Origin of the sequence: Thalassospira lohafexi, from assembly GCF_002844275.1 — a bacterium.
In the GTDB taxonomy this organism is placed as follows: Bacteria; Pseudomonadota; Alphaproteobacteria; order Rhodospirillales; family Thalassospiraceae; genus Thalassospira; species Thalassospira lohafexi.
The window spans coordinates 199,503-225,082 of record NZ_NXGX01000007.1; the positions used below are offsets into that span (position 1 = coordinate 199,503).

General features: G+C 53.7%; 26 protein-coding genes and 3 tRNA genes. 14 read left to right on the top strand and 15 right to left on the bottom strand.

Features of this window, described 5'->3' with window-relative positions:
* Positions 1-67 precede the first annotated feature (67 nt).
* From COO92_RS17715 to COO92_RS17725, 3 genes are all read left to right on the top strand, one after another.
* The gene (locus COO92_RS17715; protein ID WP_101304318.1) at positions 68-610 is read left to right on the top strand and encodes a sigma-70 family RNA polymerase sigma factor; all 543 of its coding nucleotides are present in this window, start codon (positions 68-70) and stop codon (positions 608-610) included.
* A complete protein-coding gene (locus tag COO92_RS17720; protein WP_101304320.1) occupies positions 607-1,335 on the top strand; it encodes an anti-sigma factor in 729 nt (242 codons plus the stop codon). The genes COO92_RS17715 and COO92_RS17720 overlap by 4 nt, the downstream gene beginning before the upstream one ends.
* Positions 1,336-1,476: 141 nt before the next feature.
* On the top strand, positions 1,477-1,911 hold the full coding sequence (locus COO92_RS17725) for a DUF7282 domain-containing protein (protein ID WP_022733164.1): 435 nt from the start codon (positions 1,477-1,479) through the stop codon (positions 1,909-1,911).
* A gap of 78 nt (positions 1,912-1,989) precedes the next feature.
* On the opposite strand, the gene COO92_RS17730 is transcribed toward COO92_RS17725, so the two are convergent.
* The 3 genes from COO92_RS17730 to COO92_RS17740 are packed head-to-tail and all read right to left on the bottom strand — an operon-like array spanning position 1,990 to position 4,766.
* On the bottom strand, positions 1,990-3,066 hold the full coding sequence (locus COO92_RS17730; RefSeq protein ID WP_101304322.1) for a nickel/cobalt transporter: 1,077 nt from the start codon (positions 3,064-3,066) through the stop codon (positions 1,990-1,992).
* Positions 3,008-3,700 (bottom strand): DUF1007 family protein, encoded by a 693-nt coding sequence (locus tag COO92_RS17735; RefSeq protein ID WP_101304324.1) that lies wholly within the window; start codon positions 3,698-3,700, stop codon positions 3,008-3,010. The genes COO92_RS17730 and COO92_RS17735 overlap by 59 nt, the downstream gene beginning before the upstream one ends.
* Entirely contained in the window at positions 3,660-4,766 is a 1,107-nt protein-coding gene (locus COO92_RS17740) for a zinc ABC transporter substrate-binding protein (protein ID WP_101304326.1), read from the bottom strand. Before COO92_RS17740 ends, COO92_RS17735 begins: the two co-directional genes overlap by 41 nt.
* Before the next feature lie 266 nt (positions 4,767-5,032).
* On the opposite strand from COO92_RS17740, the gene COO92_RS17745 reads away from it, so the two are divergent.
* Positions 5,033-5,809 (top strand): hypothetical protein, encoded by a 777-nt coding sequence (locus COO92_RS17745; RefSeq protein ID WP_133125083.1) that lies wholly within the window; start codon positions 5,033-5,035, stop codon positions 5,807-5,809.
* 114 nt (positions 5,810-5,923) lie between these two features.
* On the opposite strand, the gene COO92_RS17750 is transcribed toward COO92_RS17745, so the two are convergent.
* The 8 genes from COO92_RS17750 to COO92_RS17785 form a co-directional block, all read right to left on the bottom strand.
* Positions 5,924-6,523 carry a hypothetical protein gene (locus COO92_RS17750; RefSeq protein ID WP_165792396.1) on the bottom strand — a complete coding sequence of 200 codons (600 nt, stop codon included), beginning with the start codon at positions 6,521-6,523 and terminating at the stop codon, positions 5,924-5,926.
* On the bottom strand, positions 6,523-7,122 hold the full coding sequence (locus COO92_RS17755; protein ID WP_101304333.1) for a hypothetical protein: 600 nt from the start codon (positions 7,120-7,122) through the stop codon (positions 6,523-6,525). The genes COO92_RS17750 and COO92_RS17755 overlap by 1 nt, the downstream gene beginning before the upstream one ends.
* A 74-nt stretch (positions 7,123-7,196) precedes the next feature.
* On the bottom strand, positions 7,197-8,732 hold the full coding sequence (locus COO92_RS17760; protein ID WP_101304334.1) for an ABC transporter substrate-binding protein: 1,536 nt from the start codon (positions 8,730-8,732) through the stop codon (positions 7,197-7,199).
* A 14-nt stretch (positions 8,733-8,746) separates the two neighbouring features.
* Positions 8,747-9,598: an ABC transporter permease gene (locus COO92_RS17765; RefSeq protein WP_101304336.1), complete on the bottom strand. Its 852-nt coding sequence runs from the start codon at positions 9,596-9,598 to the stop codon at positions 8,747-8,749.
* Entirely contained in the window at positions 9,598-10,536 is a 939-nt protein-coding gene (locus COO92_RS17770; RefSeq protein ID WP_101304338.1) for an ABC transporter permease, read from the bottom strand. The genes COO92_RS17765 and COO92_RS17770 overlap by 1 nt, the downstream gene beginning before the upstream one ends.
* 384 nt (positions 10,537-10,920) lie before the next feature.
* On the bottom strand, positions 10,921-12,525 hold the full coding sequence (locus COO92_RS17775) for a SpoVR family protein (protein ID WP_101304340.1): 1,605 nt from the start codon (positions 12,523-12,525) through the stop codon (positions 10,921-10,923).
* Complete coding sequence (locus tag COO92_RS17780; protein ID WP_101304342.1) at positions 12,522-13,859, bottom strand: YeaH/YhbH family protein; 1,338 nt, start codon at positions 13,857-13,859, stop codon at positions 12,522-12,524. The genes COO92_RS17775 and COO92_RS17780 overlap by 4 nt, the downstream gene beginning before the upstream one ends.
* Before the next feature lie 169 nt (positions 13,860-14,028).
* The gene (locus COO92_RS17785; protein ID WP_101304344.1) at positions 14,029-15,975 is read right to left on the bottom strand and encodes a PrkA family serine protein kinase; all 1,947 of its coding nucleotides are present in this window, start codon (positions 15,973-15,975) and stop codon (positions 14,029-14,031) included.
* Positions 15,976-16,593: 618 nt separating this feature from the next.
* Here COO92_RS17785 and COO92_RS17790 point away from each other — a divergent pair.
* The 7 genes from COO92_RS17790 to COO92_RS17820 all read left to right on the top strand — a co-directional run bounded on the left by COO92_RS17790 (position 16,594) and on the right by COO92_RS17820 (position 22,387).
* Entirely contained in the window at positions 16,594-16,932 is a 339-nt protein-coding gene (locus COO92_RS17790) for a rhodanese-like domain-containing protein (RefSeq protein WP_101304346.1), read from the top strand.
* Between the two features lie 147 nt (positions 16,933-17,079).
* Positions 17,080-17,634 carry a helix-turn-helix domain-containing protein gene (locus tag COO92_RS17795; RefSeq protein ID WP_101304348.1) on the top strand — a complete coding sequence of 185 codons (555 nt, stop codon included), beginning with the start codon at positions 17,080-17,082 and terminating at the stop codon, positions 17,632-17,634.
* Positions 17,635-17,667: 33 nt separating this feature from the next.
* Positions 17,668-18,207 (top strand): GNAT family N-acetyltransferase, encoded by a 540-nt coding sequence (locus COO92_RS17800; RefSeq protein WP_101304350.1) that lies wholly within the window; start codon positions 17,668-17,670, stop codon positions 18,205-18,207.
* 317 nt (positions 18,208-18,524) lie between these two features.
* A complete protein-coding gene (locus tag COO92_RS17805) occupies positions 18,525-19,514 on the top strand; it encodes a TRAP transporter substrate-binding protein (protein ID WP_101304352.1) in 990 nt (329 codons plus the stop codon).
* A gap of 226 nt (positions 19,515-19,740) precedes the next feature.
* Positions 19,741-20,232 (top strand): TRAP transporter small permease, encoded by a 492-nt coding sequence (locus tag COO92_RS17810; protein ID WP_022733146.1) that lies wholly within the window; start codon positions 19,741-19,743, stop codon positions 20,230-20,232.
* A complete protein-coding gene (locus COO92_RS17815) occupies positions 20,229-21,497 on the top strand; it encodes a TRAP transporter large permease (RefSeq protein ID WP_101304354.1) in 1,269 nt (422 codons plus the stop codon). The genes COO92_RS17810 and COO92_RS17815 overlap by 4 nt, the downstream gene beginning before the upstream one ends.
* A 5-nt stretch (positions 21,498-21,502) precedes the next feature.
* On the top strand, positions 21,503-22,387 hold the full coding sequence (locus tag COO92_RS17820) for an isocitrate lyase/PEP mutase family protein (protein ID WP_206186428.1): 885 nt from the start codon (positions 21,503-21,505) through the stop codon (positions 22,385-22,387).
* Positions 22,388-22,497: 110 nt separating this feature from the next.
* On the opposite strand, the gene COO92_RS22430 is transcribed toward COO92_RS17820, so the two are convergent.
* The 4 genes from COO92_RS22430 to rlmB form a co-directional block, all read right to left on the bottom strand.
* A complete protein-coding gene (locus COO92_RS22430; protein ID WP_101304356.1) occupies positions 22,498-22,803 on the bottom strand; it encodes a type II toxin-antitoxin system RelE/ParE family toxin in 306 nt (101 codons plus the stop codon).
* The gene (locus COO92_RS17830) at positions 22,779-23,072 is read right to left on the bottom strand and encodes a ribbon-helix-helix domain-containing protein (protein ID WP_101304358.1); all 294 of its coding nucleotides are present in this window, start codon (positions 23,070-23,072) and stop codon (positions 22,779-22,781) included. Before COO92_RS17830 ends, COO92_RS22430 begins: the two co-directional genes overlap by 25 nt.
* A gap of 184 nt (positions 23,073-23,256) precedes the next feature.
* A tRNA-Thr gene (locus tag COO92_RS17835) sits at positions 23,257-23,333 on the bottom strand.
* 98 nt (positions 23,334-23,431) lie between these two features.
* Positions 23,432-24,304 (bottom strand): 23S rRNA (guanosine(2251)-2'-O)-methyltransferase RlmB, encoded by an 873-nt coding sequence (gene rlmB / locus COO92_RS17840; protein ID WP_101304360.1) that lies wholly within the window; start codon positions 24,302-24,304, stop codon positions 23,432-23,434.
* 193 nt (positions 24,305-24,497) lie between these two features.
* Here rlmB and COO92_RS17845 point away from each other — a divergent pair.
* The 3 genes from COO92_RS17845 to COO92_RS17855 form a co-directional block, all read left to right on the top strand.
* Positions 24,498-24,582, top strand: a tRNA-Tyr gene (locus tag COO92_RS17845).
* Between the two features lie 37 nt (positions 24,583-24,619).
* Positions 24,620-24,693 (top strand) — tRNA-Gly (locus COO92_RS17850).
* Positions 24,694-24,767: 74 nt separating this feature from the next.
* Positions 24,768-25,580 (top strand): elongation factor Tu (locus tag COO92_RS17855; RefSeq protein ID WP_101304361.1); only part of this gene is annotated, 813 nt, incomplete at its 3' end.

Here is a 25,580-nt window from a genome sequence, read left to right on the forward strand (position 1 = left end):
CAATCCGGTATTTGTTCTTCTACGGCGCAGGGAATTCGGTCTTTTCTGCACGAAGCTGGCGGTGAAAATGACAACGACCCGGGATTTGGAAAAGCTGCTTGGTCAGTCGATAAATGGTGACATGGACGCCTTTGAGCGGCTGTATCATGCTACGTCGGCGAAACTTTTTGGCGTTGTGCTGCGTATCTTGAAAAACCGTGCTCAAAGCGAGGACGCGTTACAGGATATTTATGTACGCATCTGGCAGAAAGCCGGTGATTTCGAACCGGGACGGGCATCGATTATTACCTGGATGGCAACGATTGCACGTAACCGGGCAATTGATATCGTGCGCCGCCAACGGCCCGAATCCGACATTGAAGACGCCGAGATTGAAATTCTGGTGTCACATGACACGGTTTTCGATGAGGTCGTGCTTGCCGACGAGGTACGCCAACTGGAATACTGTCTGGACGGTTTGGAAGACGACCGTCAACAGATTGTCCGACTGGCATATCTTGAAGGCTGGTCTCGGGCCGAGTTGGCAGAACGGTTTGCCCAGCCGGTTGGAACGATCAAGACGTGGCTGCATCGCAGCTTAAGACAGTTAAAGGAATGCCTGGGATCATGACCGACCGGGAAGACATTGATATGCTGGCCGCTGAATATGTGTTGGGCACGCTTGAGCCCGCACAGCGTCAGTCTGTGGTTGCCCGCCGGGAACGGGAACCGGAAATTGATAAGGCGATTACCGATTGGGAAATGCGGCTGTCACCGCTTAATGCGCAATATGATGCCGTTTCTCCCTCATGTGATCTGTTTGCCAGTATCAGAAGCCGGATCGAAACTGCTGGCCAAAATGTTAGCGCTAACATCGCCAGCTTGTCAGAGGTCGCCAGCCTGAAGCGCAAGGTCAAGATGTGGCGTTCCGGGGCACTTGGGGCCGGGGCGATTGCCGCAAGCCTGATCATTGCGGTTCTGGCAACCGATATTGCCGCGCCGGTCCAGGATGGTCCGCTTGTGGCAGTCTTTCACCGCGACGATACCCAGCCCGCATTTGTGATGACGATTGATCTTGATACCCGTGCTGTGACCATTCGCCCGGTTGAGGCATCGTTGCCCGAAGGCAAAACCTATCAACTTTGGATCAAGTCAGACCAGAGCGGGTCCGTGCCACAGTCCTTGGGGCTTTTGCAGAATGCGTCTGTCTCGACGACCAAGAACCTTGGCCAGTTTGATCCGGCGATGTTGCGCACAGCGACCTTTGGTATTAGCCTTGAACCAGAAGGCGGCTCACCAACCGGGCAGCCGACCGGCCCGGCGATCCATGGTCGGTTGATTTCGGTAGAACATTAGGTCCTGGGCCTAATGCAGAAAATTTCTTCTTTGCTGAAACCCGTTTGAATTCTCTGCGTAGCTTCTGTGTATGCGATGAAACGCGCGACATGAGCGAACCGCGAAAAGCGTGTTCCAGATCAAAAGCAAAGGAGACTTCACATGACGTTGAAACATAAAACTTCGGGCTTTCTTGGTGCCATGATGCTGAGTGCCGGTTTCGTTCTGGCCAGCAGCACAGGTGCGTTGGCAATGGGCCCGATGGTCGATGCCATGGATCAGGATGTATCGGGTGGGACCGTGACGGCGGAAAAAATCATGGCCGGTGAAAACGGCTGGCTGGTTGTCCATCGCACCGACAAAGACATGAAACCGGGCCCGGTGGTTGGCTATGCGCCGATCAAAAAGGGTGAAAACATGGATGTTGCCGCCATCCTTCAGGAACCGGTCAAATCGGGCGAGATGCTGATGTTGATGGTTCATTCCGAAGCAGGCGGCATGAAAACCGGTGTGTATGAATACACCCTTGGTGCCAAAGAAGACGGCCCGATCAAGCCGGATGGCAAACTTGTCATGAAAGTCATTCACGCCGAGTAAGGCAAAACAGCCTTTCGACGCCAGATTTCAACAGCCCGCAAGGTCATTGGCCCTGCGGGCTGTTTTTTGTGGTGGGTGTTAAAGCCAGCCCAACTGACGGGCAGAAGCCAGTAACAACATTGCCCCAAACAGGGTAATCAATCCCGCCCCGGTCAAGCCAATCGTACGACGTAAAATGCCCGATGTGGTTTCGGAGACATTAAACAGATGCTGGGTTCCGGTGCGAATGCCGATGGCGGCCAGCCCGATCAGGCTGATGGTCAGTGCAACCCCGATTGCCATGGCAAAGGCGGCCGCAATCCCGATCAGAAACAGCCCGTTGGCCAGCGTAAACAGCAGCACCAGAATAGACCCGGTGCAGGGGCGCAGCCCAACCACAATGCCACTGGCAATCATTTGCCAGCGATTGCGCGCCGTTGATGGCGTGGACTGTGCGGTGGGGGCGGCATTATGGCGATGCGTGTCGGTATGATCATGTGCGTGGCTGTGGTGGTGGTCATGACCATCATCGTGATGATGTGTGTGGTCATGGGAATGATGTTCATGATGGGCGTGATCACAGCAATCATCGCGGCCCTGTATGATCCGCAGACACATCACCAGACCAAGACCAACGATCAGTGCATATGAAACCGCCTCCAGCACCAGACCGTTTTGGGTGATTGCCGCCGGGCCAAGGTTTAAAAACAGGGTCAATGACCCAACCAGAACAATGGCGGTGATGGCCTGCACCCCGGCAATCAGGGTGCCCATGGCAACCCCCTGTTTCCAGCCCGCATCGCGCGACAGGAAATAGGTGGTGGTGACCATCTTGCCGTGACCGGGGCCTGCGGCATGAAAAACGCCATAGAGAAATGACAGGCCAATGATCATCAGGCCGGGCCAGAAGCTGTCGCCGTTTTTGGCGTCGCGAAGTGTTGCGGTGATTTCGCGGTTCAGTTTTGTTTGAATGATGATGACCTGACCGACGACATCGGATAACCAGACCGGCAGGGTGATAAAGCTGTCCCCATCTTGCGGGGCTGAGGCGGTATCGGTGGTTGCCGCGTCGCTGTTACCACGTCCCAGAAGATTGGCCGACTTGGCCGCGGCCGGATTACTCGACCCGGACCATATCGCCAGGAGCAAGACCGCCAGAAGACCCGCTATCGCCATGTTGTGCGGCGCAGACAAGGTCGGCACGTATTGGCGCCACCAGATCAAAATAGATGCGGTTTTTTTCATCTTCGCTCATTTCAAAGTGACAGCTGGTTGCGGTGTTGCCGGTAAACACGATCGGATCGACCTGTGTGAAGGCGATGTCGATATAATACTCGGCGTCATAGACGGAAAGGCTGATGGTATCTTTTACCGGATCAAGCGGCTCGTCTAGAACGAGGGTGAAATCATAAGTCACCCGCCTGTCATCGGTGATGTCGGCGGTAAAATCACGCGTTTGGGTAAAGGGCAGAAGAACTTCGTTTTTACGTAAATGTGCCAGCCATGAAACTTCGCCAAGGGCGACAAAGGCATTGTCGCGCAATGTGGTGTTTTCATCGCCAAAGAACCGGGTGTCGAAATTTTTATCGAACTCGTCAATCAGCGTCATGCTGAACAGGTCATCAAACACCCAGTGCATTTTGATGGCGGTCAGCTTGCCGCTTTCAAACACCATTTCGGCGTTGGCATCAATCCAGATATGAGGATGGGCGGAGGCGGGCGTGCTGGTCGCAAGCACAAAGCCCGCGACCAGCATTGCAAAACCCGTATTACGAACCGTTGCCAAGGCAGTCGACCAGGGCGTCGACATTTTGCGCAAGGATGGCCTGATAGGCGTCCGGGCCTTTGGGGATGTTTGCGCCCAGCGGATCAAGGGTGCCAATGCGTGCACCGGTATCGGCAACAATCGCCTTAACAATTGCGGGGCGGAATTGCGGTTCGGCAAAGACACAGACGGCACCAGTGTCGCGGATTTTTTCTTCGATTTCATGGAGGCGTTTGGCTCCGGGCTTCTGTTCGGGCGACACGGTCACGGAGCCGACCCCGTTCAGGCCAAAGCCAGCTTCCAGATACTGATAGGCATCATGGAAAACCACATAAGGCGTGCTGCGGACCGGCGCAAGCTTGTCGCCCAGATCATTGCCAAGCACGGTGAGACTGGCAAGCAGCTTTTTGAGGTTTTCGCGATAATTTTCTGCGTGGGCCGCATCAATTTCGATCAGTTCATCGGCGATGGCGGTGGCGATGGCCGCACCATTGACCGGGTCAAGCCAGATGTGCGGGTTAATTCCGCCGTGTTCATGTTCGTGTTCATCGTGATGATGTTCATCGGCGTCATGATCGTGATCGTGTCCGTCGGCATGTTCGTGCTCGTGATCGGCTTCATGGTCGTGCGCGTCGTGATCATGCTCGTGATCGACTTCATGATCATGGTCATGGTCACTTTCACCATGCTCCTCATGATCCTCATGTGCGCCGTGGTCGTGGCTATGGGCTTCCCAGCTGCCGCCTTCGCGCATGTCGCGCAAGGTCAGGCCGGGGGCATCAATCAGTTCAAGCTGATGACTGTTAACCGACAAGGTTGCCAAAGGTTTTTCCAGAAAACTTTCGAGGCTGTGCGACACATAAATCACCAGATCGGCATTTTGCAAAGCACGTGCTTCGCTGGGGCGCAGCGAATAGGCATGCGGGGAGGCTGCCCCATCGATCAGCAAAGTGGGTTCCCCAACGCCATCCATCAACGCGCTTGTGATGCCGTGGATCGGTTTGAGGGTGGCAACAACTGATGGTGCATCGGCAGCCTGCGCCGCGAAGGGTGCCACAAGCAGTGGAGAGGCGAGAAGGAGACGGCGAAGAGTGGAAGGAAAGTTTTGCATTGATCCGGTCCGGTTATGGGGGAGCATATAAGGTTGGTTATTTGTTATGTTATATCATAACAAACGGTCAAGTAAAAAAATGAGCATTACCGTTCTGGGGGCCTTATCTTTTGCCAACGCCGCACAACCTATTGCGTAGGATTGTTTGGCTGTATTGGTGTTTGAAAAATATGCGAAAAGGTTTCGACCGTCTCATCGGCGGCGTTGTTATATTGGTTCTTCTTAGCTTTGCGATGGTGCCCCTTGCATCTGCTGAGACGTTCCGCATGGCTGTCCCAAGAGGTTCTGAGGATAACTTTGCCTTTCAGATCGGTGCCATCCGGCTGGCCATCGCAAATGCCCCCGGGGATCATCAGTTAGAAATTCTATCGGTTGAGCGTTTAACCCAAACGCGCGCACTCACGATGCTGGGCAGCGGTGAGATCAATGTCATCTTTGCCGGGTATAACCCTGATTTCAGCGAGGAGTTCCTTCAGGTCGACTTTCCGATTACCCGTGGCTTGCAGGGGTATCGCCTGTTTGTCATTCGGGCGGACACACAGGCATCCCTGATGAGGGTTAAATCGCTGGAGGACCTTAAGGCTTTTTGCATCGGTTCGGGGCAGGGCTGGGTTGATACGGCAATTCTGAAAGATGCCGGACTGTGTGTGACAGAGGCACCGCAAAACAACCTGGTTTCAATGCTGGAAAACGACCGGTTTGACATGATGCATCTGGCGGTGCATGAGGCGCTTAAAAGAGACCGGATCCAGCAACTCAAACGTGCCGGGTTGCGTGTCGAGAAAACACTGTTGTTGCGATATCAGTATGATTTTTTCACCTATGTCGGCAAGAATGATAAAATCCGGCATTCCTTGCTGGAACAGGGTTTTCAGAACGCGTTTTTCAGCGGGGCGTTTAACGAATACTTCCGTTCTGATCCTTCTATCGCCGCAGCAATGGATTACATTCGCCAGTCTGACCGGCGTGTGATTGATCTTGATAACCCGGGTATTGGTCCGAAAAACGATCAAACGGCAGAGCAATATTGGCTTACTGAGTGACCTTAATAAGGCTTATTGTTTGACCGTAATATGCATGTTCCATCTGCGAAACGAAAAATCCGCACCCGTAGTTACTGAGTGCGGATTGTAGGTTTTACAGTGCTTTCGGGACTGTTACTGGCTTTTAAGCCATGGCAGGAACCCGTCAAGAAAGCGGCTGGTTGCGGGCATGAAATGGTTGCCGTGGTGATACATCGGATCAAGGGTGGTGACGATTTTCCGCCCCGGCGAAGTCACCCGGTCATCATAGAAAATCGATCCGGCCTTGTTGGCATTGATCAGGGATGTGGCTCCTGCGGGTGGGGTCAGTAATCCGTGGTGATGCCAGGTTGCATCGGCAAGTTTGACATAATCAAACAGGCTATGCTCCGGTTCGGCGACCTCAAGGTTCAGGGACCCGCCTTCTTTCCACCACCAGAAATTGGTCGGCGTGAAACGCCAATTGATATCATCAAGCCATTTGTCTGGTCCTGTCGATCCCATCGCGACAACGGTTTTGCCGTCATTTAGGAAATCGGCAAACAGTTTGCGATGGGCGACCAAATGGGCCGGGTCGGTCCGGCATGGCACAATCAGGGTGGTGATGGCAGATAAATTCGTCTTACACAGATCACGGATATAGATTGCCTGATCAAAAAAATGACCAAAGCGGTCTTCGTGGATAACCCGGTGATGGTAATAGGTCCCTGTATCAATGATTGCTATTTTGCCCATCATTCCCCTCCTGCCCAAGCGCAGAGTTGCGGGACGATGCGCGAGGTACTGTTTTGCGAACCGATATACATCCAAAGATCATTGCCCGAATGCATCAATATCCGCCCGCCCTTGGGGCGTTCATATAGCCAGTCACACACCAGTTGTTCTTTGCCCAGAACATGAAGAGGGATGGCGCCATCAGGGGGCGGGTTGCTGCCACGGGCATAAAATCCGGCGACACCGCGTTTGAAGGTGAGGTCATTGCAATCAACGCCGTCAAACACCGGATGGTGATTGACGCGATAGATCATCAGATTTTCAAGCGACTGACGTTCAAGGGGGACGAACGGTTTTAGTTCTGGCAGCATCGGCCAGGCAACATGTCCGTTAAAAACAAGCGTTCCGCCCTGGTCGAGAAATGTTGTGATCTGATCGGATCGGGTGCCCACAAAGCGTTGATCTATATGCGCAGGCAAGATTAGGGCCGCAAATTGCGATAAATCGGTCTTGTCCAGATCATATTGATCGACAAAGGCGGTATTGGGGGCATGCGATCCGATATCGGGCAAATCATCACCCGCCCCCTTGATCGGATTTATAAAAAGGCAAATTCCCATCGGTTGGCTCATTGCGATGTTGCGGGAAAGACGAAAACCACCCCCGGCGGTTGCCGGAGGTGGAACAGTGCGGATTACTTCGAAACGTTTTTGAAATCAAAGAAGAAGCCGGACGGATGAATGCGATAGCCCTTAACATCCTTGGTCGCGGCCACGACAAACACCTTATGCACCAGCGGAATAATCGGGGCATCGTCATGCAGGATGTTCATCGCCTTTTTATAGGTCGCATCCTTCTCTGTGCCCGCATCAAGGGTGCGGCCCGTATCCACAGCGGCGTCAAATTCGGTGTTTTCCCAGAATTGATAGTTCAGGCCTGCTTTGGAATGGAATTGTGATTTCAGGTGCAGGTCCGGGTGGCCGGTCATTTCCGGGGTCCAGAACACGACGGAAATGTCATATTCGCCGCGTTTGACCAGATCAAGCATCCCGCCCCACGTATACATCTGAACATCGGTGGCAATGCCTTGCTGGTTTAAAAGGGCAGCCATTGCTTCGGTGATCATTGGCATTTCGGTGCGCGAGGTATAGCTGAGAATCCGCAAGGTCAGCTGCTCGCCATCCTTGGTCCATTTGCCGTCGGTTTTTTCATACCCGGCATCGGTCAAAAGCGAGGCGGCCCGTTCCGGGTTGAGGCTGTATTTGCTGTCGGCCTGCGGGGCCCAGTCAAATTCGGGCGCAAAGAATTCCCATGCCGGTTCACCTATGCCATCAAGGGCACCTTCGACAATCAGGTTACGGTCCACCAGCGCGTTGACCGCACGGCGGATGCGCACATCGGAAAGCGGGCTTTTGTCACCGGCATTGAATGCGCCGTAATACAGGCCGGATGTTGGTTGTTCGTAAACCTTGAAATCCGCGTCCTTCGACAGACGTTTGACATCGGATGGCAGCATGTTGGTGACAAAATCAATTTCGCCTGCTTCAAGCGCCAGAGTTCGTGAATTATGATCGGGGATATAGCGATAGACGATCTTTTCAAGGGCCGGTTTTTCACCCCAATAGCCGTCAAAGCGGGTGACAATCGTACGGTCCTGTTTGCGGTACTCTTCGAATTTCCACGGGCCGGTGCCGACTGGTTTGACGAATTCGCCGGCCTCATCAAACGACGATTTGGCGTAAACCACGGTGATCGCATCGGTCAGTTGATTGGGCAGGGCGGCATAGGGTTCGGTGTTTTCAATTTCGAGAACCAGCGGCGATACGGCGGTCATGGATTTGATGTTCAAAAGATCGGCCGCATAGGGCAGCAATGCAACCACCCGTTCGAGCGAGAATTTGACCGCCTCGGCATCCAGTTTGGTGCCGTCATGGAAAACAACATTTTCACGCAGGTTAAAACGCCAGACTGTTGGTGAAACCCGTTCCCACGACGTTGCCAGCCCCGGGATTGGTTTCAGGTCGTAATCAAGCTTTACCAGCGTATCGAGGATTTCGCTTTCATTGAAAAACCTTGAGCGGCGCGGCTTCATCGCCAGGGGCTGTGATTCCCACATGGTGCCAATGATAAGGGTATTGTCGTCTGATGCCTTGGCATCTTGCGATGTGGCGCCAAAAGTGCCCAGTGCAAGTGCTGCGATGGCAACCCCAAGAAGTGTTCTTTTGATCATCTTACTGTCTCTATTTAATGAAGGTAGTTGATCTGACGCACCCGGAAACGGTCTCCCAACATGTCTCCGAGCAGGTTGACCGCCACGACGAAGGCCGCGATGGTCAGGCCCGGTGCAAGCACCAGACGCGGATAGTCACGCAAGTAATTGCGAGATTCGGCAATCATCAAACCCCATTCCGGTGTGCCCGGCTCAACCCCGAGTCCAAGGAAGCTCAGCCCGGCGAACGCCAGAATGGCCCATGACATGGAATAGGCGCTTAAGGTCAAAAGCGGCCCGATGATGTTTGGAAGAATATGGCGGACGGCGATGCGGTGGCGTCGTGCGCCAAGAGCAACGGCGGCCATGACATAGGGTTTGGATCGTTCGACGATCACCGCGTTGCGCACAACCCGTGCGTAATCGGTCCAATGCACACACATCAGGGCGATGATGACGGCCTTAAGCCCCAATCCGAGCGTCCCGGCAATAATCATACAAATGGCAAGGGCCGGAAAAACCGACATGCCTTCGCAAAACCGCATCATCGCGCGATCCAGAACGCCGCCAACCATACCGGCAATCGCACCGATCAGGCTGCCGATCAGGGATGCACAGACCACAACGGCCATCGCCGATGCGGTGGTCAGGCGCGCGCCATAAAGTAACCGCGACAAAACACAGCGGCCCATGGCGTCGGTACCAAGCGGATAGTCAAAACTGGGCGGCTTGAGCCGATACAGGAATTGCACCGTGTGGGGATCGTGCGGGGCAAAAAAAGGCAGGATCAGAACCGCAAGGATGACAGCGATCATAAAGGTGGCATAGCCCCGCCAATGATGGGAGGTGCCCAATAGCTTGCCGCGGGTAAAGGACATTTTTTGCATTACACGATTTCCCGGGTGCGCGGATCGTATAGGGCAATGGCAATATCAACCGCCAGATTGACCAGAATGTAGGATGCGGCGACAAGCAGGAAACAGGCCTGAATGGCGGGGTAATCCCGGTTCAAAAGTGATTCCACCAGAAACCGCCCGATGCCCGGCCAGGCAAACAGGGTTTCGACAATGATCATGCCATCAAAAATCCGCGCGAACTGCATGCCTGAAAACGTCAGAAGTCCCGGCGCAATGTTCGGGATTGCGTGGCGTAAAACAGTGCGTAACCGGCTCGCACCTTTGGCCTTGGCGGTGCGGATATAGGGTTTCGACAGTTCTTCAAGCAGGCTGCCCCGCACATAACGCGACAAAACACCGGCAACCGAGGTCGCAATCACAAGGGTTGGTAAAACCGCATGCGCCCACGTGCCATGCCCGCCGGTTGGCAACCAGCCAAGGACAAGCGAAAACAGCAATGCGAGTAACAGCGCATACCAGAAATTGGGGATCGACATGCCGATAACGCTGATCATGCCGGCGATCCGGTCGATCTTGCTTCCGGGGTAGCGCGCACAGAGCACACCCAGCGGAATCGCAATCGCAAGGGCGGTGACGAGGGATAGGACCGCGAGTATCAACGACTGACCCAGACGCAGGGCGATATCATTTATGATCGGTTCATCGGTGATGAAGGACTTGCCAAGATCGCCCTGCAGTAACGCAAAAAGCCATCGGGCATATTGCTGGGGCAGGGGATCATCAAGGCCGTTGCTTGCGGCGAACTGCTGGACCTGCGATGCGTCGGGCAGGGTGCCATCCATCTGCGCCATCAGCAGGATTTCGGCAAAATCGCCGGGCATCAAACGCAGCAAGGCAAAGCCGACGACAGAAACGACGAACAGCAGTATCAAGGCATGCGTCATGCGGGCGATCAGGCGAGATGCCATCAAACGACCTTTCAAGCCGGTACGCGGGTTCAAAATTTTGGGGCGATGGGTCTTCGAAATTAATAAGCATTCTCAAAGATATGATGCAACTGATTTTAATTCTTAATTTCGATAAAATGGTTCATCTGGATTGAAACTGGCAACTCACTGCTAACTAAGCGCGCGACGATCACAAATGAAACGCGCAATGAGTGAATAAGTTGACTTATGTAAACCTTGAGATGGTGATTTGCGCAATGGGGGATATTGCGGTCCCGGACGTGAGAATGTCGTGCGGGCGTGCCGCGGTCTTGCAAGAAAATATAAGACCGCGTTGGTTATCGCGATTTGGGTTGCCTCAAATGCAATGGGCTTTAATCAGATCACCTTGGACAGGGTGGGCGATCAGGCCGCACTCAGGTCATCGGGTGTGTAGTTTGTTTCATGCAGGATTTCGCCGGTTTTGTAATCGATGGCCTGAAGCGTGACGCCATATCCCCAAAGTTGCCCGATATAGCCCAGCGTCATTTCGGCTTCGGCCTTTTCAAGGCGGATGCCTTCATGCTCGGTGTGCTGGACATACAGTTGGCGGTTGCCGCGAATATCAACGTCGACGATCTGCATGTCAGGTTCACGCACCGAAACATCATGCATGCGTGCCAGTGACCGACGCACTCGGCGATAGCCGTTATCATCATGGATGGCGGCGACTTCAAGATGGGGCGATGCACTTTGATCATCAATCATGAACATACGCATATCGCGCATGACCTTGGGCGACAGAAACTGCAAGATGAAGCTTTCGTCGCGGTAATTGGCCCAGGCGTCTTTGAGTGTTTCGACCGGTTCATTATTGCCCGCGATATCGGGGAACCATTTGCGGTCTTCGTCGGTGGGATCAACGCACATGCGGTGGATGTCCTGCATCATGGCAAAACCCAGTGCATAGGGGTTGAACCCCGAATAGCGTTGGTCATCAAATTCGGCCTGAAAAACCACCCGTGAATGGGAATCGATGAATTCCATCATCGCCCCTTCGGACACCAGTCCCTTGTCATAGAGGCTGTTCATGATGGAATAGTGGACGTAACAGGCACAGCCTTCGTTCATCACTTTGGTTTGTTTTTGCGGATAGAAATACTGTCCGATATTGCGCACGATGCGCAGGATTTCACGTTCCCACAACTGCATGGCAGGCGCGTTTTTTTCCAGGAAGTACAGAAGGTTTTCTTCGGGCAGGCCAAATTGCGCCCGGCGTTCTTCGATCCGCATTTTGCGTTGGATCTCGTCAATGTCCTGATCGTCGGTGTCGGTCTGGGGCAGAGTGCGCCACAGATCGTTATAGGTTTCGTCTTCGTATTTCGCGCGTTCGCGTTCGCGTTCAAGCTCAACCGCCAGATTGGGCTTTTCCGGGTGGGAATAGCGGTTAACCCCCTGTTCCATCAGGGCGTGCGCGGCATCAAGGACGCGTTCAACCGCATCAAAGCCATAGCGATCCTCGCACTTGGCGATATAGCGTTTGGCAAATTGCAGGTAATCAAGAATGCCATCCGCATCGGTCCATTGTTTGAACAGATAGTTGTTTTTGAAAAAGTGATTATGACCAAAGGCGGCATGGGCCATCACCAGTGCCTGCATGACGATGGTGTTTTCCTCCATCACGTAGGAAATGCACGGGTTGGAGTTGATCACGATTTCATAGGCCAGCCCCTGATAGCCTTTGCGATACATCACATCATCGCGCACGAAGCGTTTGCCAAACGACCAGTGGTGATACATGAGCGGCATGCCAATCGATGAATAGGCATCCAGCATCTGTTCGGATGTGATGACCTCGACCTGATTGGCATAGACATCAAGTTTCAGCTCATTCAGGGCGATGTCTTCAATCGCGTCATAGGTGTTTTTGAGCGTATCAAAATCCCAATCCGCCCCGTTGAACAAAAGCTTGCTGGCCGGTTCGGACGTTTCGGGGGCGGTGGTGGTGTTGCTGTGCGATGATGTGCTCATGTCTTGGCCTCAGCGCGGTTTTTGGCAAAGAGTTCGCGAAATACCGGAAAGATATCCGCAGCCTTGGTCACCCGTTTAAGCGAAAACCGGGGATTGACGGCCGCAAGTGGGGCATAGGACTTCCAAAGGGCGGTTTCCCCCTCGGCTGCGGCAAAGATTTCGGCCTCTCGCTCATCCGTGATTTCGATATAGGCGTAATACTGGCATTTGGGCAGGAGGTCTTCGGCCAGAAGGGCGGTGCATTTTGCGCCGTCATTTGAATAGTTGTCGCCATCGGAGGCTTGCGCGGCATAGATGTTCCACTGATCGGTGGGATAGCGGTCTTTGAGCACCTTTTTCATTTCTTCAAGCGCGGTGGAGACAATTGTGCCACCGGTTTCGCGCGAATAGAAAAAGGTTTCCTCATCCACCTCGGATGCGCGCGATGTATGGCGGATAAACACCACATCGACATGTTCGTAGCGGCGATGCAAAAACAAATGCAGCAGCATGAAGAACCGTTTGCCCAGTTCTTTCATCTGTTCGGACATCGATCCCGACACATCCATAAGGCAGAACATTACGGCCTGAGTATTCGGATCGGGAATTTGTTGAAACTGGTTATAGCGGGTGTCGATCGGATCAATGAACGGGATCGACTTCATGCGGCGTTTGGCGTTTTCCAGATCAGCCAAAAGCGCATGGAGCTTTTCATCATCAGGTTTGGTCAATTTGCCCGACGGGCGTTTATCGGCCTTTTCCTGAAGGGCGGTGATTTGGTCTTCGAGGTCGCGGATTTCATCGGTTTTGGGGCGGCGCAAGCCAATGCGCCGGGCCAGTGAATTGCGCATGGTGCGCACCAAACTTAAATTGGCCGGGGTGCCCTGCACGGAAAAACCGGCACGCGCATTTCGAAATGCCGTGGTTTGTTTGAGGCTTTTTTTCAAAAGATCAGGCAGTTCGAGGTCTTCAAAGAAGATATCGAGAAACTCGTCACGGGTGAGCGTGAATTGAAATTCATCCTCGCCATCCCCGTCCGGGCTTGCCTTTGACCCACCGGCGCCGCCACCGTCTTCGTTGGGGCGTGCGACGCGGTCGCCCTGAACAAATTTCTTGTTGCCCGGCAGAACGTAATCACGGTTGCCGCCTCGGCGTGCATGATGAAATCCCGGTTCTTTGAGCGTCTTGCCCGGAATGATCACCTGATCGCCGTTGTTGATGTCGGTAATGCCACGGGTGCGAATGGATTCTTCGACGGCCTTTTTGATTTGGGCCTTTGCACGGCGCATGAAGCGTTGCCGGTTGCCAAGGCTTTTGCCAGTGGGATTTTTACGGCGGTCGACGATGTAAAGCATGGGCGGTAACATCCTTGCACGGGGTCATGTGCGTTGTGTGCGGGGGCTTTTGCCCGCTTAAGGCACACACAGGAAACAGCAAACAGACTGCATCCATGGTGGTCGGAAGAAGGGCACCGGACGGACAAGGGGAAAACCGTCCGGTGCGGTCGGTAAGCCACGTTTTGGCTTAACCGGCCTTATTGACACGCATGTACCATTCGACCAGACGGCGGGTCTGACGTTCGGTATAGGATCGATCAATCATGCGTTTGACGAACTCGTTGTGTTTCTTTTCGGTTTCGCTGTCTTGTTTCGAGCCAAAAGAAATCACCGGCAAGAGGTCTTCGACCTGACTAAACATGCGTTTTTCGATCACTTCGCGCAGTTTTTCATAGGACGTCCATGCCGGGTTTTTGCCCTTGTTATTGGCACGTGTGCGCAGGGCAAATTTGACGACCTCGTTACGGAAGTCCTTTGGATTGGCGATGCCAGCCGGTTTCTCGATCTTTGAGAGTTCCTGATCAATGATCTTGCGATCCAGCAACTGCCCGGTATCGGGGTCCTTGAAGTCCTGATCTTCGATCCATGCATCGGCATACGACACATAACGATCAAACAGGTTCTGCCCGTAATCGGAATAGCTTTCGAGATAGGCCTTCTGGATTTCCGCCCCGATAAATTCGGCATAGCGCGGGGCCAGTTCGGATTTGATGAAGTCCATATAATCCTTTTCGCGTTCTTCGGGGTATTGTTCGCGCCGGATTGCCTGTTCCATCACATACATCAGATGCACCGGATCGGCGGCAACTTCGTTGGTGTCATGGTTGAAGGTTTCCGAAAGCACCTTAAAGGCAAAGCGGGTTGAAATACCGTCCATGCCTTCGTCAACACCAGCGGTATCGCGGTATTCCTGCATGGATTTGGCCTTGGGATCGACGTCTTTGAGCGTTTCGCCGTCATAGACCCGCATTTTGGAATACAGGTTGGAGTTTTCATGTTCATGCAGGCGCGACAGGACCGAGAATTGCGCCAGCATTTTCAGCGTGCCCGGTGCACAGGCGCCCTGTTCAAGCTCCGATCCTTCAAGCAGCTTGTCGTAAATCTGGGTTTCTTCGGTGACGCGCAGGCAATAGGGCACCTTGATCACGCTGATACGATCGATGAAGGCTTCGTTGTTTTTGTTGGCCTTAAATGTTTGCCATTCTGACTCGTTCGAGTGGGCAAGGATCAAGCCCTGAAACGGGATGGCGCCCAAGTTTTCGGTGCCGATATAGTTGCTTTCCTGCGTTGCCGTCAGCAACGGATGGAGCATCTTGATCGGGGCCTTGAACATTTCGACAAATTCAAGAAGCCCCTGGTTGGCCCGGTTCAGCCCGCCGGAGTAGCTGTAGGCATCCGGGTCGTTCTGGCTGTAATATTCAAGTTTGCGGATATCGACCTTACCGACAAGCGACGAGATATCCTGATTGTTTTCATCGCCGGGTTCGGTTTTGGCAATGCCGATCTGGCGCAAGCGAGACGGGATCAGTTTAACGACCGAGAATTTACTAAGGTCGCCTTCGAACTCGTCAAGGCGTTTGACCGCCCATGGCGACATCAAGCCGGTGAGGCGGCGTTTGGGAATGCCGTATTTGTCCTGAATGGCGTCACCCATTTTGGCGGGATTAAACAGGCCAAGCGGGCTTTCGAAAACCGGGCTGATATCATCGCCCGCCTTGAGAACATAAATCGGTTCCTGTTCCATCAGTTCTTTGAGCCGTTCAGCAAGGGAGCTTTTGCCCCCGCCTACCGGACCAAGCAGATAGAGAACCTGTTTGCGTTCTTCCAGACCCTGTGCGGCATATTTAAAGAAGCCAACGATACGTTCGATGGTTTCTTCCATGCCGTAAAAATCGACAAAGGCCGGATACCGTTTGATGGTGCGGTTGAGGAAGACGCGGGCCAGTCGGGGATCTGTCGATGTATCGATCAGTTCGGGGTCACCGATGGCGGTAATCATGCGTTCTGCGGCGGACGCATAAGCTGTTGGGTCTTCACGACATAAATTGAGGTAATCGCGAATGGTTAGTTCGGTTTCTTGTTTTCCGTCATAGCCTTCCGCATACAGCTCGAAGATATCCTTGCCTTCAGCCATGGCGCGGTCTCCTTTCAAACGTTATCTCATGCGTGTCAAAATGTGCGTTTCCTGTCGTTCCTGAATTTTTTTGCGGTGCGGCAGACCCGTTTTGGGCCGCCTTAGTCTATGTACGTCGGCAAAGCTCGTCTTGATGAGTTTGTCGGACCGTAAATATATTAAAAGAAAATATTGACGTTCTGGTTAATGAATGGCGGAATTCGCCGGGACTTAACAAGAATTGAAGTTTTACAGTATTTCCATCGCGGGTATCTGTATTTGCAGCCAATGGTTGCGATATTTGGCCCTGTTGCAGCGACCGATTAGTCGACTTTAAAAATGCCTTGGCGGTCATCCGTCGTGCGACCCTGATTTCCGCCCCCGATTTTCATCGGTGCAAAAGCCTACTCTTCAAACGTGGGAAGTTGCGTATCCATCCGCAAGGCAAGACATAAGTATTATCGACGGAATTTCCGCCTATCCGATCACGTGTGAGTGAGCCGGTTTGGCGGTTGCCCTAGGCTCAGGAAAAGTCGTGCGGGGATAAAATATTTTGCATTTGCGCAAAGTTGGCCTGAGACGGTATCACAGGCAGTCGGCTTTAAACGCCGGGCACGCGCAAGAATTAAGGAAGCCGGAATGACCGAAGGTAGTGTTGAATTTGTAGAGCCCCATGAACTTGATCAGTTGATCGGGCAGGAAACGGTCACGGTGATTGATGTCCGCGAAGCCGACGAATTCGCCACCGGTCACATCGAAACGGCGATCAATATTCCAACATCGAATTTTGATATCCCGGCCCTGATTGATCTGACCGATGAAAACGACACCGATCTTGTGTTTGTCTGTGCGGTGGGGCAACGATCCTTTGGCGCGGCCAATGCGGTGTTGCCGCATGTTGATTGCAAGGTGATCAACCTTAAGGGCGGCATTCAAAGCTGGACCCGCGGTGGGTTTGATCTTGAAGGTGGCAAATAACCCGACGGGCGTTTGATCGACATTTGTCAGGGACGATCTATTCGAATTGGCTATTCAAACCGGCCTCATGCGTGATGGCCGGTTTTTCTATCTTGACGATTTCTCTAAAATGGAAAAATATCCCATTAAAGAGACTCGAGGGGCGATATGGACGAAATTGAAACAAGACTGGCCGACCGGTTGGCAGCGTTGCGGTCTGATCGTGGGTGGTCGCTTGATGACTTGGCAAAGCGCAGTGCGGTCAGCCGTGCCAGCCTGTCACGGATTGAAAATGGCGATGTCAGCCCGACGGCCAGTGTGCTGGGCAAACTGTGTGTGGCATATGGCATGACATTGTCGCGTCTGATGCAGATGGTCGAGGATGATTTCACCCCACTGATTGCCCGTGCATCGCAGGAAGTCTGGACCGACCCGGAAACTGGATATCGTCGCCGACTGGTGTCGCCGACGTCACGATTGCTTTCGGGTGAGGTGATTGAAGTCGAAATCGATCCGGGGCAACGCATTGAATATGGCGGATCGCCGCGCGACGGGCTGGAACATCATCTGGTGATGCTTGATGGGCAACTGTCCATGCAGATTGATGGCACAACCCACCATCTGGGGCAGGGGGATTGCCTGCGCTATCAGTTGCGCGGTGGCAACGTGTTTCAAACCCCGAAAAACGCGGGTGCGCGCTATCACCTGTTCATTATCGACTAGGTCCTGACCCTAGATCACAGAAAAGAATCCATCATGAACCCATCCTTACCTGCCCCCACGATAATCAACCTTGACGCCGACGGCCTGACCGCGCGGATCGACCAATTTGGCGAGATGCTTCATGCCTGTGTCCATGACGGGGCCAGCATCGGCTTTATCGACCCGTTCCCGGTCGAGGAGGCGGTTGCATTTTGGCGCGAACGGATTGTTCCGGCCCTTCGTGGCGGGAAGCGGATATTGTTTGCCGCAATGGATCAGGGGCGTGTGGTGGGCACGGTGCAGCTTGATATTGATACCATGCCAAATCAGCGCCATCGCGGTGACATCAGTAAATTGATGGTGCGACCCGATTGCCGTCGGCGCGGAATTGCCCGGTTGTTGATGATGGCGGCGGAAGATTGTGCTCAGGACATGGGGCGGTCGTTACTGACCCTTGATACCCGTACGGGTGACAGTGCGGAAACTTTGTATCTGTCGCTTGGATTTCAGTGCGCAGGGGTGATCCCCGATTATGCCCGTGATCCTTTTTCGGATCACCTTAGTGCAACCACGGTTATGTTTAAGCGGGTTTGAATGTAGCCCCTTGGTTTCGCAACGCTTATCACGCGATTCCTGAAGAGTGTATTCAGAACGGGCGTTCTTGCATGCCAGTATTTGCCATCCAGACCGGCATGTGAGTGACAATTGTCGTGTTGCGCTGCCGCGATGTGAGGCGGGTTTGGCTACAATTTCGTTTTGTCATGCGAGTTCAAAGCCTTGTGCGGCGCACTAAGGGTTTGTTGGGGGATGTCCTTAACGTGGTAAAACATGTTGAACCCTATCGCGAAATGGGCGCATCTTTTCCTTTGAGACGACAGAATTAAAATAAAAGTACTTGGAGGACGTCCATCATGAAGAAATTTGCCCTTGCCGCAGCGCTGATTGCGTCTGTTGGCTTTGCCGGTGCGGTTCAGGCCGCTGACCTGACCTTGCGCATCTCCTTGCAGTTGCCGATGAAAAGCCACCTTGGCCAGAACCTTTTGATGTTCAAACAAGAGGTCGAGGAAAAATCAAACGGTGACATCGAAGTTCAGATTTACGATTCAGCCCAGCTTTATAAAGACAAAGAAGTTCCCGCTGCTGTTGGCTCGGGTGCGATTGAAATGGGCGTTGCGTCACTGACCCGTTATGTCGGTGATGTTCCTGCAGTTGATATTTTCTATCAGCCATTTGTGTTTGATTCCGAGGAAAAGGTCCGTAAGGCCGTTGCCAAAGGATCGCCGGTGCGCGGTCCGCTTGATGAGGCAATTGCCGATACCGGTGCGACCGTTTTGTGGTGGCAGGCGTACGGCGGGGCGATCATGCTGTCCAAGGATGAACCGCTGCATGGTCCGGAAGACCTTGAAGGCAAGAAAGTCCGTGTCTTTGGCAAAACGCTTGGTGATTTTGTAACGTCTGCGGGCGGTGCGCCGACGCTTGTTTCGGGCTCCGAGCAGTATATTGCCTATCAGCGTGGCACTGTTGACGTTGGGATGACCGGGGTGTCGGGCGTCAAATCCCGTCAGCTTTGGGAAGTCATGGACAATATCACCGTGACCAACCATGCCGATATCGAGTTCATTGTTGTGGTTAATACCGATTTCTGGAATGGGCTTAGCGATGAACAGCGCGACATCATCAATGCCGCAGCGATGAATGCCGAGGCAGATGTTCGCGACCGTATGAGCGACATTGAAGCCGCTGCTTACAGTGCGGCCGAAGAAGCAGGCATGACGGTTTATCGTCCGACTGACGCGGAACTCGCCAAATGGCGCGCGGTTTCCCAGCCGGTATATGATGCGTTCCTTGAAGATGCCGGTGATCTTGGCAAGCAGGTCTTTGACGCTGCTGAAAAATTCTAGGAACTGTTTTCGGAACGCCTCGATACATTCAGAACCCCATCCGGTCGGTTTTCTGACCGGATGGGGTTCTATAATCTTAATGTCATCTCTTGCGGGGGCCACGCCACCGTTCTGCTTTGTCCCGGCACCGCGCGCGGTGGTGATTTTTTGTATTTTTCGTGATCAGGAGCAAACCGTTCTTGTGATACGCCCCAGAAGGCTGTCATCGCAGAACGGCATTATTTAAATGATGTTTGATCGATTGATGCTTTTGCTGGCGTGGGTTGCGGCCCTTCTGTTTGTTGCAGCGGGCTGCATGCTGACCTACGAAGTCATTGCCCGGTATTTCTTTATCCGTCCCACAATCTGGGCCGCCGAGCTTTCGCAACTTTGCCTGATCTGGGGATCCTTGATGGGCATGCCCTGGGCCCTGGCCGCACGTCGCCATATTTCGGTCGATGCGATCACCCGGCTGTGTCCACCGTTGGTTCAGCGCGGGCTTGAAGTTATTGCGATGACGGCGATCCTTGCGTTTTCTGTCATGGTGACGATCAAGGGCTGGGACATCTTTTTTGAAAGCTTTGAACGCGGGCGCACGACGGGCACGATGCTTGATCTGCCGTCGTGGGTTGCTGAACTTCCGGTGGCCATCGGATTTGCGCTTTTGGCCGTTCAGGCCGTGATTGAAATTGTCGGCCTTTTGCGGGGCAAGGAAATTCCGAAAGGGGCGCACGAATGACCATCGTCTTTACCTTGGCGGCGATGTTCGCCTTGTTGCTTATTCGTGTGCCGGTCGCCTTTGCCCTTGGGGGGCTTGGGCTTGGCATGTTGATCCTTGGCGGGTTTTCGCCCTTGATGGCGCCACAGGCGATTTTATCAACGCTGGACGGGTTTATCCTGTTGGCGGTGCCGCTGTTTTTACTGATGTCCAATACGCTGTTGCGTGCCGGGGTCGGCAATGACCTTTTTGCCGCGGTGAGTGCGTGGGTCGGCCATTGGCCCGGGGGCTTGGCGGTGGCGACCATCCTGTCCTGCGGGGTGTTTGCCGCGATTTCGGGATCATCGGTGGCAACGGCTGCGACCATTGGCACGGTTGCCATCCCCGAAATGATCAATCGCGGCTACAACAAGCGGTTTGTCTATGGCCTGCTGGCCGCAGGCGGTACGCTTGGTATTTTGATCCCGCCATCGATCCCGATGATCATTTACGGCTTTGTCACCGAAGAATCGGTAATTGCACTGTTTTTGGCCGGGATTGGGCCGGGCATTGCGCTTTTGGTGCTGTTTATCATCTTTTCGATGGTCTATGCCCGGTTGGGTGGACAGGAACGCGAACCCAAACGTGATTGGGCTGAACGCAAACGCGCAACCTTCAAGGCATTGCCGTCTGTTCTGCTTGCTGTTTTGATTATTGGCGGAATTTATTCCGGGGCCTTTACCCCGACCGAGGCCGCGGCCATCGGGTTTGCCGCCGCACTGACCATTACGGCTGCGATGCGGGTTCTGACGTGGGAAAAATTGAAACTGGCAATCTTTGACTCGATGGCCACCACGGTCGCCATCATTCTGATCATTGCCGGGGCCAAGGTATTTGGCAAAGCCATCACGCTGTATCGCATCCCCCAAGACATCTCTGTGATGATCAGTCAGGGGATCGATACCCAGCTTGGCTTTATCCTTGTGGTGACGGTGGTGCTGTTGATCATGGGGCTGGTGTTTGAAGCCCTGTCCATGGTCCTGATCATGACGCCGGTCTTGTTGCCTGCGGCCTTGGCCCTTGGTTTTGATCCGGTGTGGTTTGGGGTTTACATGGTGATCATGGTTGAATGTGCGCTGATTACCCCGCCGGTGGGGTTGAACCTTTATGTCATTCAGTCGGTTGCCAAAACCCGATTGGGCGAGGTGGCACGCGGGGTTTTACCGTTCTTGCTGCTGATGTTCTTAACGGCCGCGATCCTTTACGTCTGGCATGATCTTGCCTTGTATATTCCGTTTAAACTGTGATGCGTATGACCAAAATTGTGACGCCTGCCGACAAACTCCGTGATCTTCTGGCGACGGGGGATCTGATTACCATGCCGTGCTGCTTTGACGCGCTTTCGGCCAAGCTGATTGAACAGGAAGGCTTTGGTTTGACGTTTATGTCAGGCTTTGCGACGTCAGCGGCCCGGATCGGGGAACCTGATCTTGGGCTGATGTCATATGGCGAAGTGCTTGATCAGGCGCGCAACATCACCGATGCCATTTCCATACCCCTGATTGGCGATGGCGACACCGGATACGGTAATGCGATGAATGTTCGCCGTACTGTGACAGGCTTTGCCAAGGCGGGCTGTGCGGCGGTGATGATCGAAGATCAGCTAGCCCCCAAACGCTGTGGCCATACCAAGGGCAAGGAAGTTGTCGGTCGGGATGAGGCGTTTGACCGCATCAAGGCCGCGGTGGATGCGCGCGAAGCGGGGGCCGATATCCTGATCCTGGCGCGCACCGACGCCCGCCATCAGCACGGCCTGACTGAGGCAATTGATCGGGCGGCCAAGTTCAAGGAACTTGGGGCCGATATCCTGTTTGTCGAAGCCCCCAAATCTGTCGCGGAAATGCGCACCGTCTGTGCCGAATTATCGGGGCCCAAGATGGCCAACATCGTCGAGGGCGGGGAGACCCCCGATCTGTCACCTGATGAGCTTAAAGAGATCGGCTATCAGATTGCGGCCTATCCATTGTCGCTGATGGCGGCAGCCATGAAGGCGATGGTCGAAACCCTCCAATCCATGAAAGCAGGCGTTCCACGCGACGACAAATTGATGGATTGGGCTGATTTACGCAAACGCATTGGGTTTGATGCCTATTACGAAGACTCGGAGCGCTATGCGTCTTCGCGCCGGGACGGCTAAGTAGTGCCTTTTCCAGATAACAGTCCCGCAAGGTTTCGCGATCTTGCGGGACTGTTATGTTTATACCGATATAAATCCATTTTCGTTGGCTGACGGACAGATTGGCGCGCCTATTTCGGATCAAACTGTGCCGTGGTATCGCGCGCACCATGCAGCACACGCAAAATGACCAACCCGGATGGTATTATGCGGTAGTAGATGGCGTAATTTCTATGGATGCAAACGCGAAGGCCGGGCGACAGTTCGTCGCGTTTGGGGCCCATTTCCGGATTCTGACAAAGGGGATCAAACCGTTCGCCAATCTCATGGATCAGGCGGGTTGCCGCGTCATGATTGTCCTCGGCGATAAATGCCCAGATATCGGCAAGATCGTTCTGAGCCGTCTCGGTAATTAAGAGCGGGAGCGGACGTTTAATTTTTCCTGTCCTCTCTGGAGGATCGTTTCAGCATTAAAGCTGCTTACGCGATCTTCTGCGATGTCTTGGTCTGCAACGGCGATATCTGCGCGCAGGGCATCAAGCTCGCTCTGTTTGAGTTTGCGTTTATGCTGCCAATCGCGCAGGGCTTCACGGATGATTTCGCTGCTCGAAGCGTAGCCGCCTTCACGCATTGCAGAGCGCATTGTATGCGCCATTTCCTGCGTCACCGTAACGGTCATGCGTTCAATCGTATTGTTTGTGCCCATGATGTATCTCCAATCATCAATCGTATGACTTTATCATACTTTTCGGTATTTTCATTTTGAAATTGGAAATTGCAGTCCGCTAAACACATTGAGTTTGGCATCGCAGTGTCATTTGTTGTCGGGCAGGCTGAAGTTTATAAAAGAAAACCCCGCAGCCAAAAGGCGTGCGGGGTTTTCTTTTTAGTGGTGCCGGCAGAGAGACTCGAACTCCCAACCTTCGAATTACAAATCCGCTGCTCTACCAATTAAAGCTATGCCGGCTCAGGCGGCGCGAAACATAGTCCGGACCGTTCCTGAATGCAAGAGGGTGATTAGCAGAATTTTGCATCTTTGACTCACCCCTTAGATTCGCATCATTCCTACTTGCGGTAAAGCTCGTAGAGCGCAACCGCAGCCGCATTTGACACATTGAGGCTTTCGATGCGGTCAGACATCGGAAGTTTGACCAGAAAATCGCAATTCTCGCGGGTCAGGCGACGCAGGCCTTCGCCTTCGGACCCCATGACGATTCCCACCCGACCTTTGAGATCGGCCTCGGCAAGTGTCTTTTCGGCATAGCCATCCATCCCGGCCAGCCAGAAATGCGCATTTTTAAGCTTATCAATCGTCTGATTGAGGTTGCCCGCATGAATGTAGGGAATGGTTTCAAGCGCACCACTGGCCGATTTGGCCAAGACACCGGTTTCAAGCGGAGCATGGCGGTCGGGGACAATGACGGCAGATGCGCCAAAGGCCGCGGCACTGCGCAGGATCGCACCGACGTTGTGGGGATCTGTGACCTGATCAAGCACAATGACGGTGCATTGTTCCGAATCCCGATGATCGGCGATGAATTCTTCGATCGACAGCTGGGGCAGGGGGGCACAATGCATGGCCATGCCCTGATGAACGGTGCCCGGTGGCATCATTTCATCAAGATCGGTGCGACCGGCCGAATCTACTGGGATGTCGGTGCGTTCGGCATCGGCCAAAGCGGCATTAATTTCATCGCGGACCGTTTCGGTGGCCCAGATTTTGTGAATCGTGCGCTGCGGATTGGCAATTGCCATCATAACCGGATGACGCCCAAAGAGAATCAGGCGTGAATTTCCGCCTGACGGGGCGCTATCGCGGCCGCGTTTTCGTCCGCGACGCGAATTGCCTTCGCGGTTTTCGTCGTTTTGCGGGAGGTTATCCTGCCCGACGTCATCTTGATGACGATTTCCTGAACGTGGTTTGTTGCGTCGCGACATAATGGCGGAAACCTCCGGGCCGTAAGGAACTGAATGCACTTTGTTTCGCTCAAGGAGCAAAGCTTGGGGAACATATAGGAAAGGAAATACGATTTCGTGTTTTTTTTGCTGTTGACAACACAGGGGCCTCCGCCGTATTCCCTCCCTCGCCGCAACGAGGCCGGGGTGACCCGGATGGCGTTACGACCCTGATGGAGGGGTGGCAGAGCGGTCAAATGCAGCGGACTGTAACTCCGCCGACTTAGTCTACGCAGGTTCGAATCCTGCCCCCTCCACCATAACTCTCGCCCTCGCGAGGGCTCGCACTAGAAATATGCGGGTGTAGCTCAATGGTAGAGCAGAAGCCTTCCAAGCTTACGACGAGGGTTCGATTCCCTTCACCCGCTCCAATTTTAGAATGTACCCGTCGGCTCGTGCGGTGGGTTTTACTTGTTTTTTGGTTCGGATATAGGATCTGAGGGCTATGGCCAAGGAAAAATTTGCGCGCACAAAACCGCACGTCAACATCGGCACCATCGGCCACGTTGACCACGGCAAAACCACGCTGACCGCAGCGATCACCAAAGTTCTCGCAGAGAGCGGCGGCGCATCGTTCCAGGATTACAGCATGATCGACAAAGCACCGGAAGAGAAAGCTCGTGGTATCACGATCTCGACCGCGCACGTCGAATATGAAACTGCAAACCGTCACTATGCCCACGTCGATTGCCCGGGCCACGCCGATTATGTGAAAAACATGATCACCGGTGCGGCACAGATGGACGGTGGTATTCTTGTTGTTTCGGCAGCAGACGGCCCGATGCCGCAGACCCGTGAGCACATCCTGCTTGCGCGTCAGGTTGGTGTCCCGGCACTTGTTGTCTTCATGAACAAAGTTGACCAGGTCGATGACGAAGAGCTCCTTGAGCTCGTCGAAATGGAAATCCGTGAGCTTCTGTCGTCCTACGACTTCCCGGGCGACGACATTCCGATCATCAAGGGCTCGGCTCTTGCTGCATTGGAAGGCAAGAATGACGAAATCGGCAAGAATGCTATCCTCGAACTGATGGCAGCTGTTGATGAGTACATTCCTGCTCCGGAACGTCCGAAGGATCGTCCGTTCCTGATGCCGATCGAGGACGTGTTCTCGATTTCGGGTCGTGGTACGGTTGTGACCGGTCGTGTTGAAACCGGTATCGTTAAAGTTGGCGAAGAGATTGAAATCGTCGGCGTTAAAGATACCGTTAAAACCATCGTTACCGGCGTTGAAATGTTCCGCAAGCTGCTCGATCAGGGC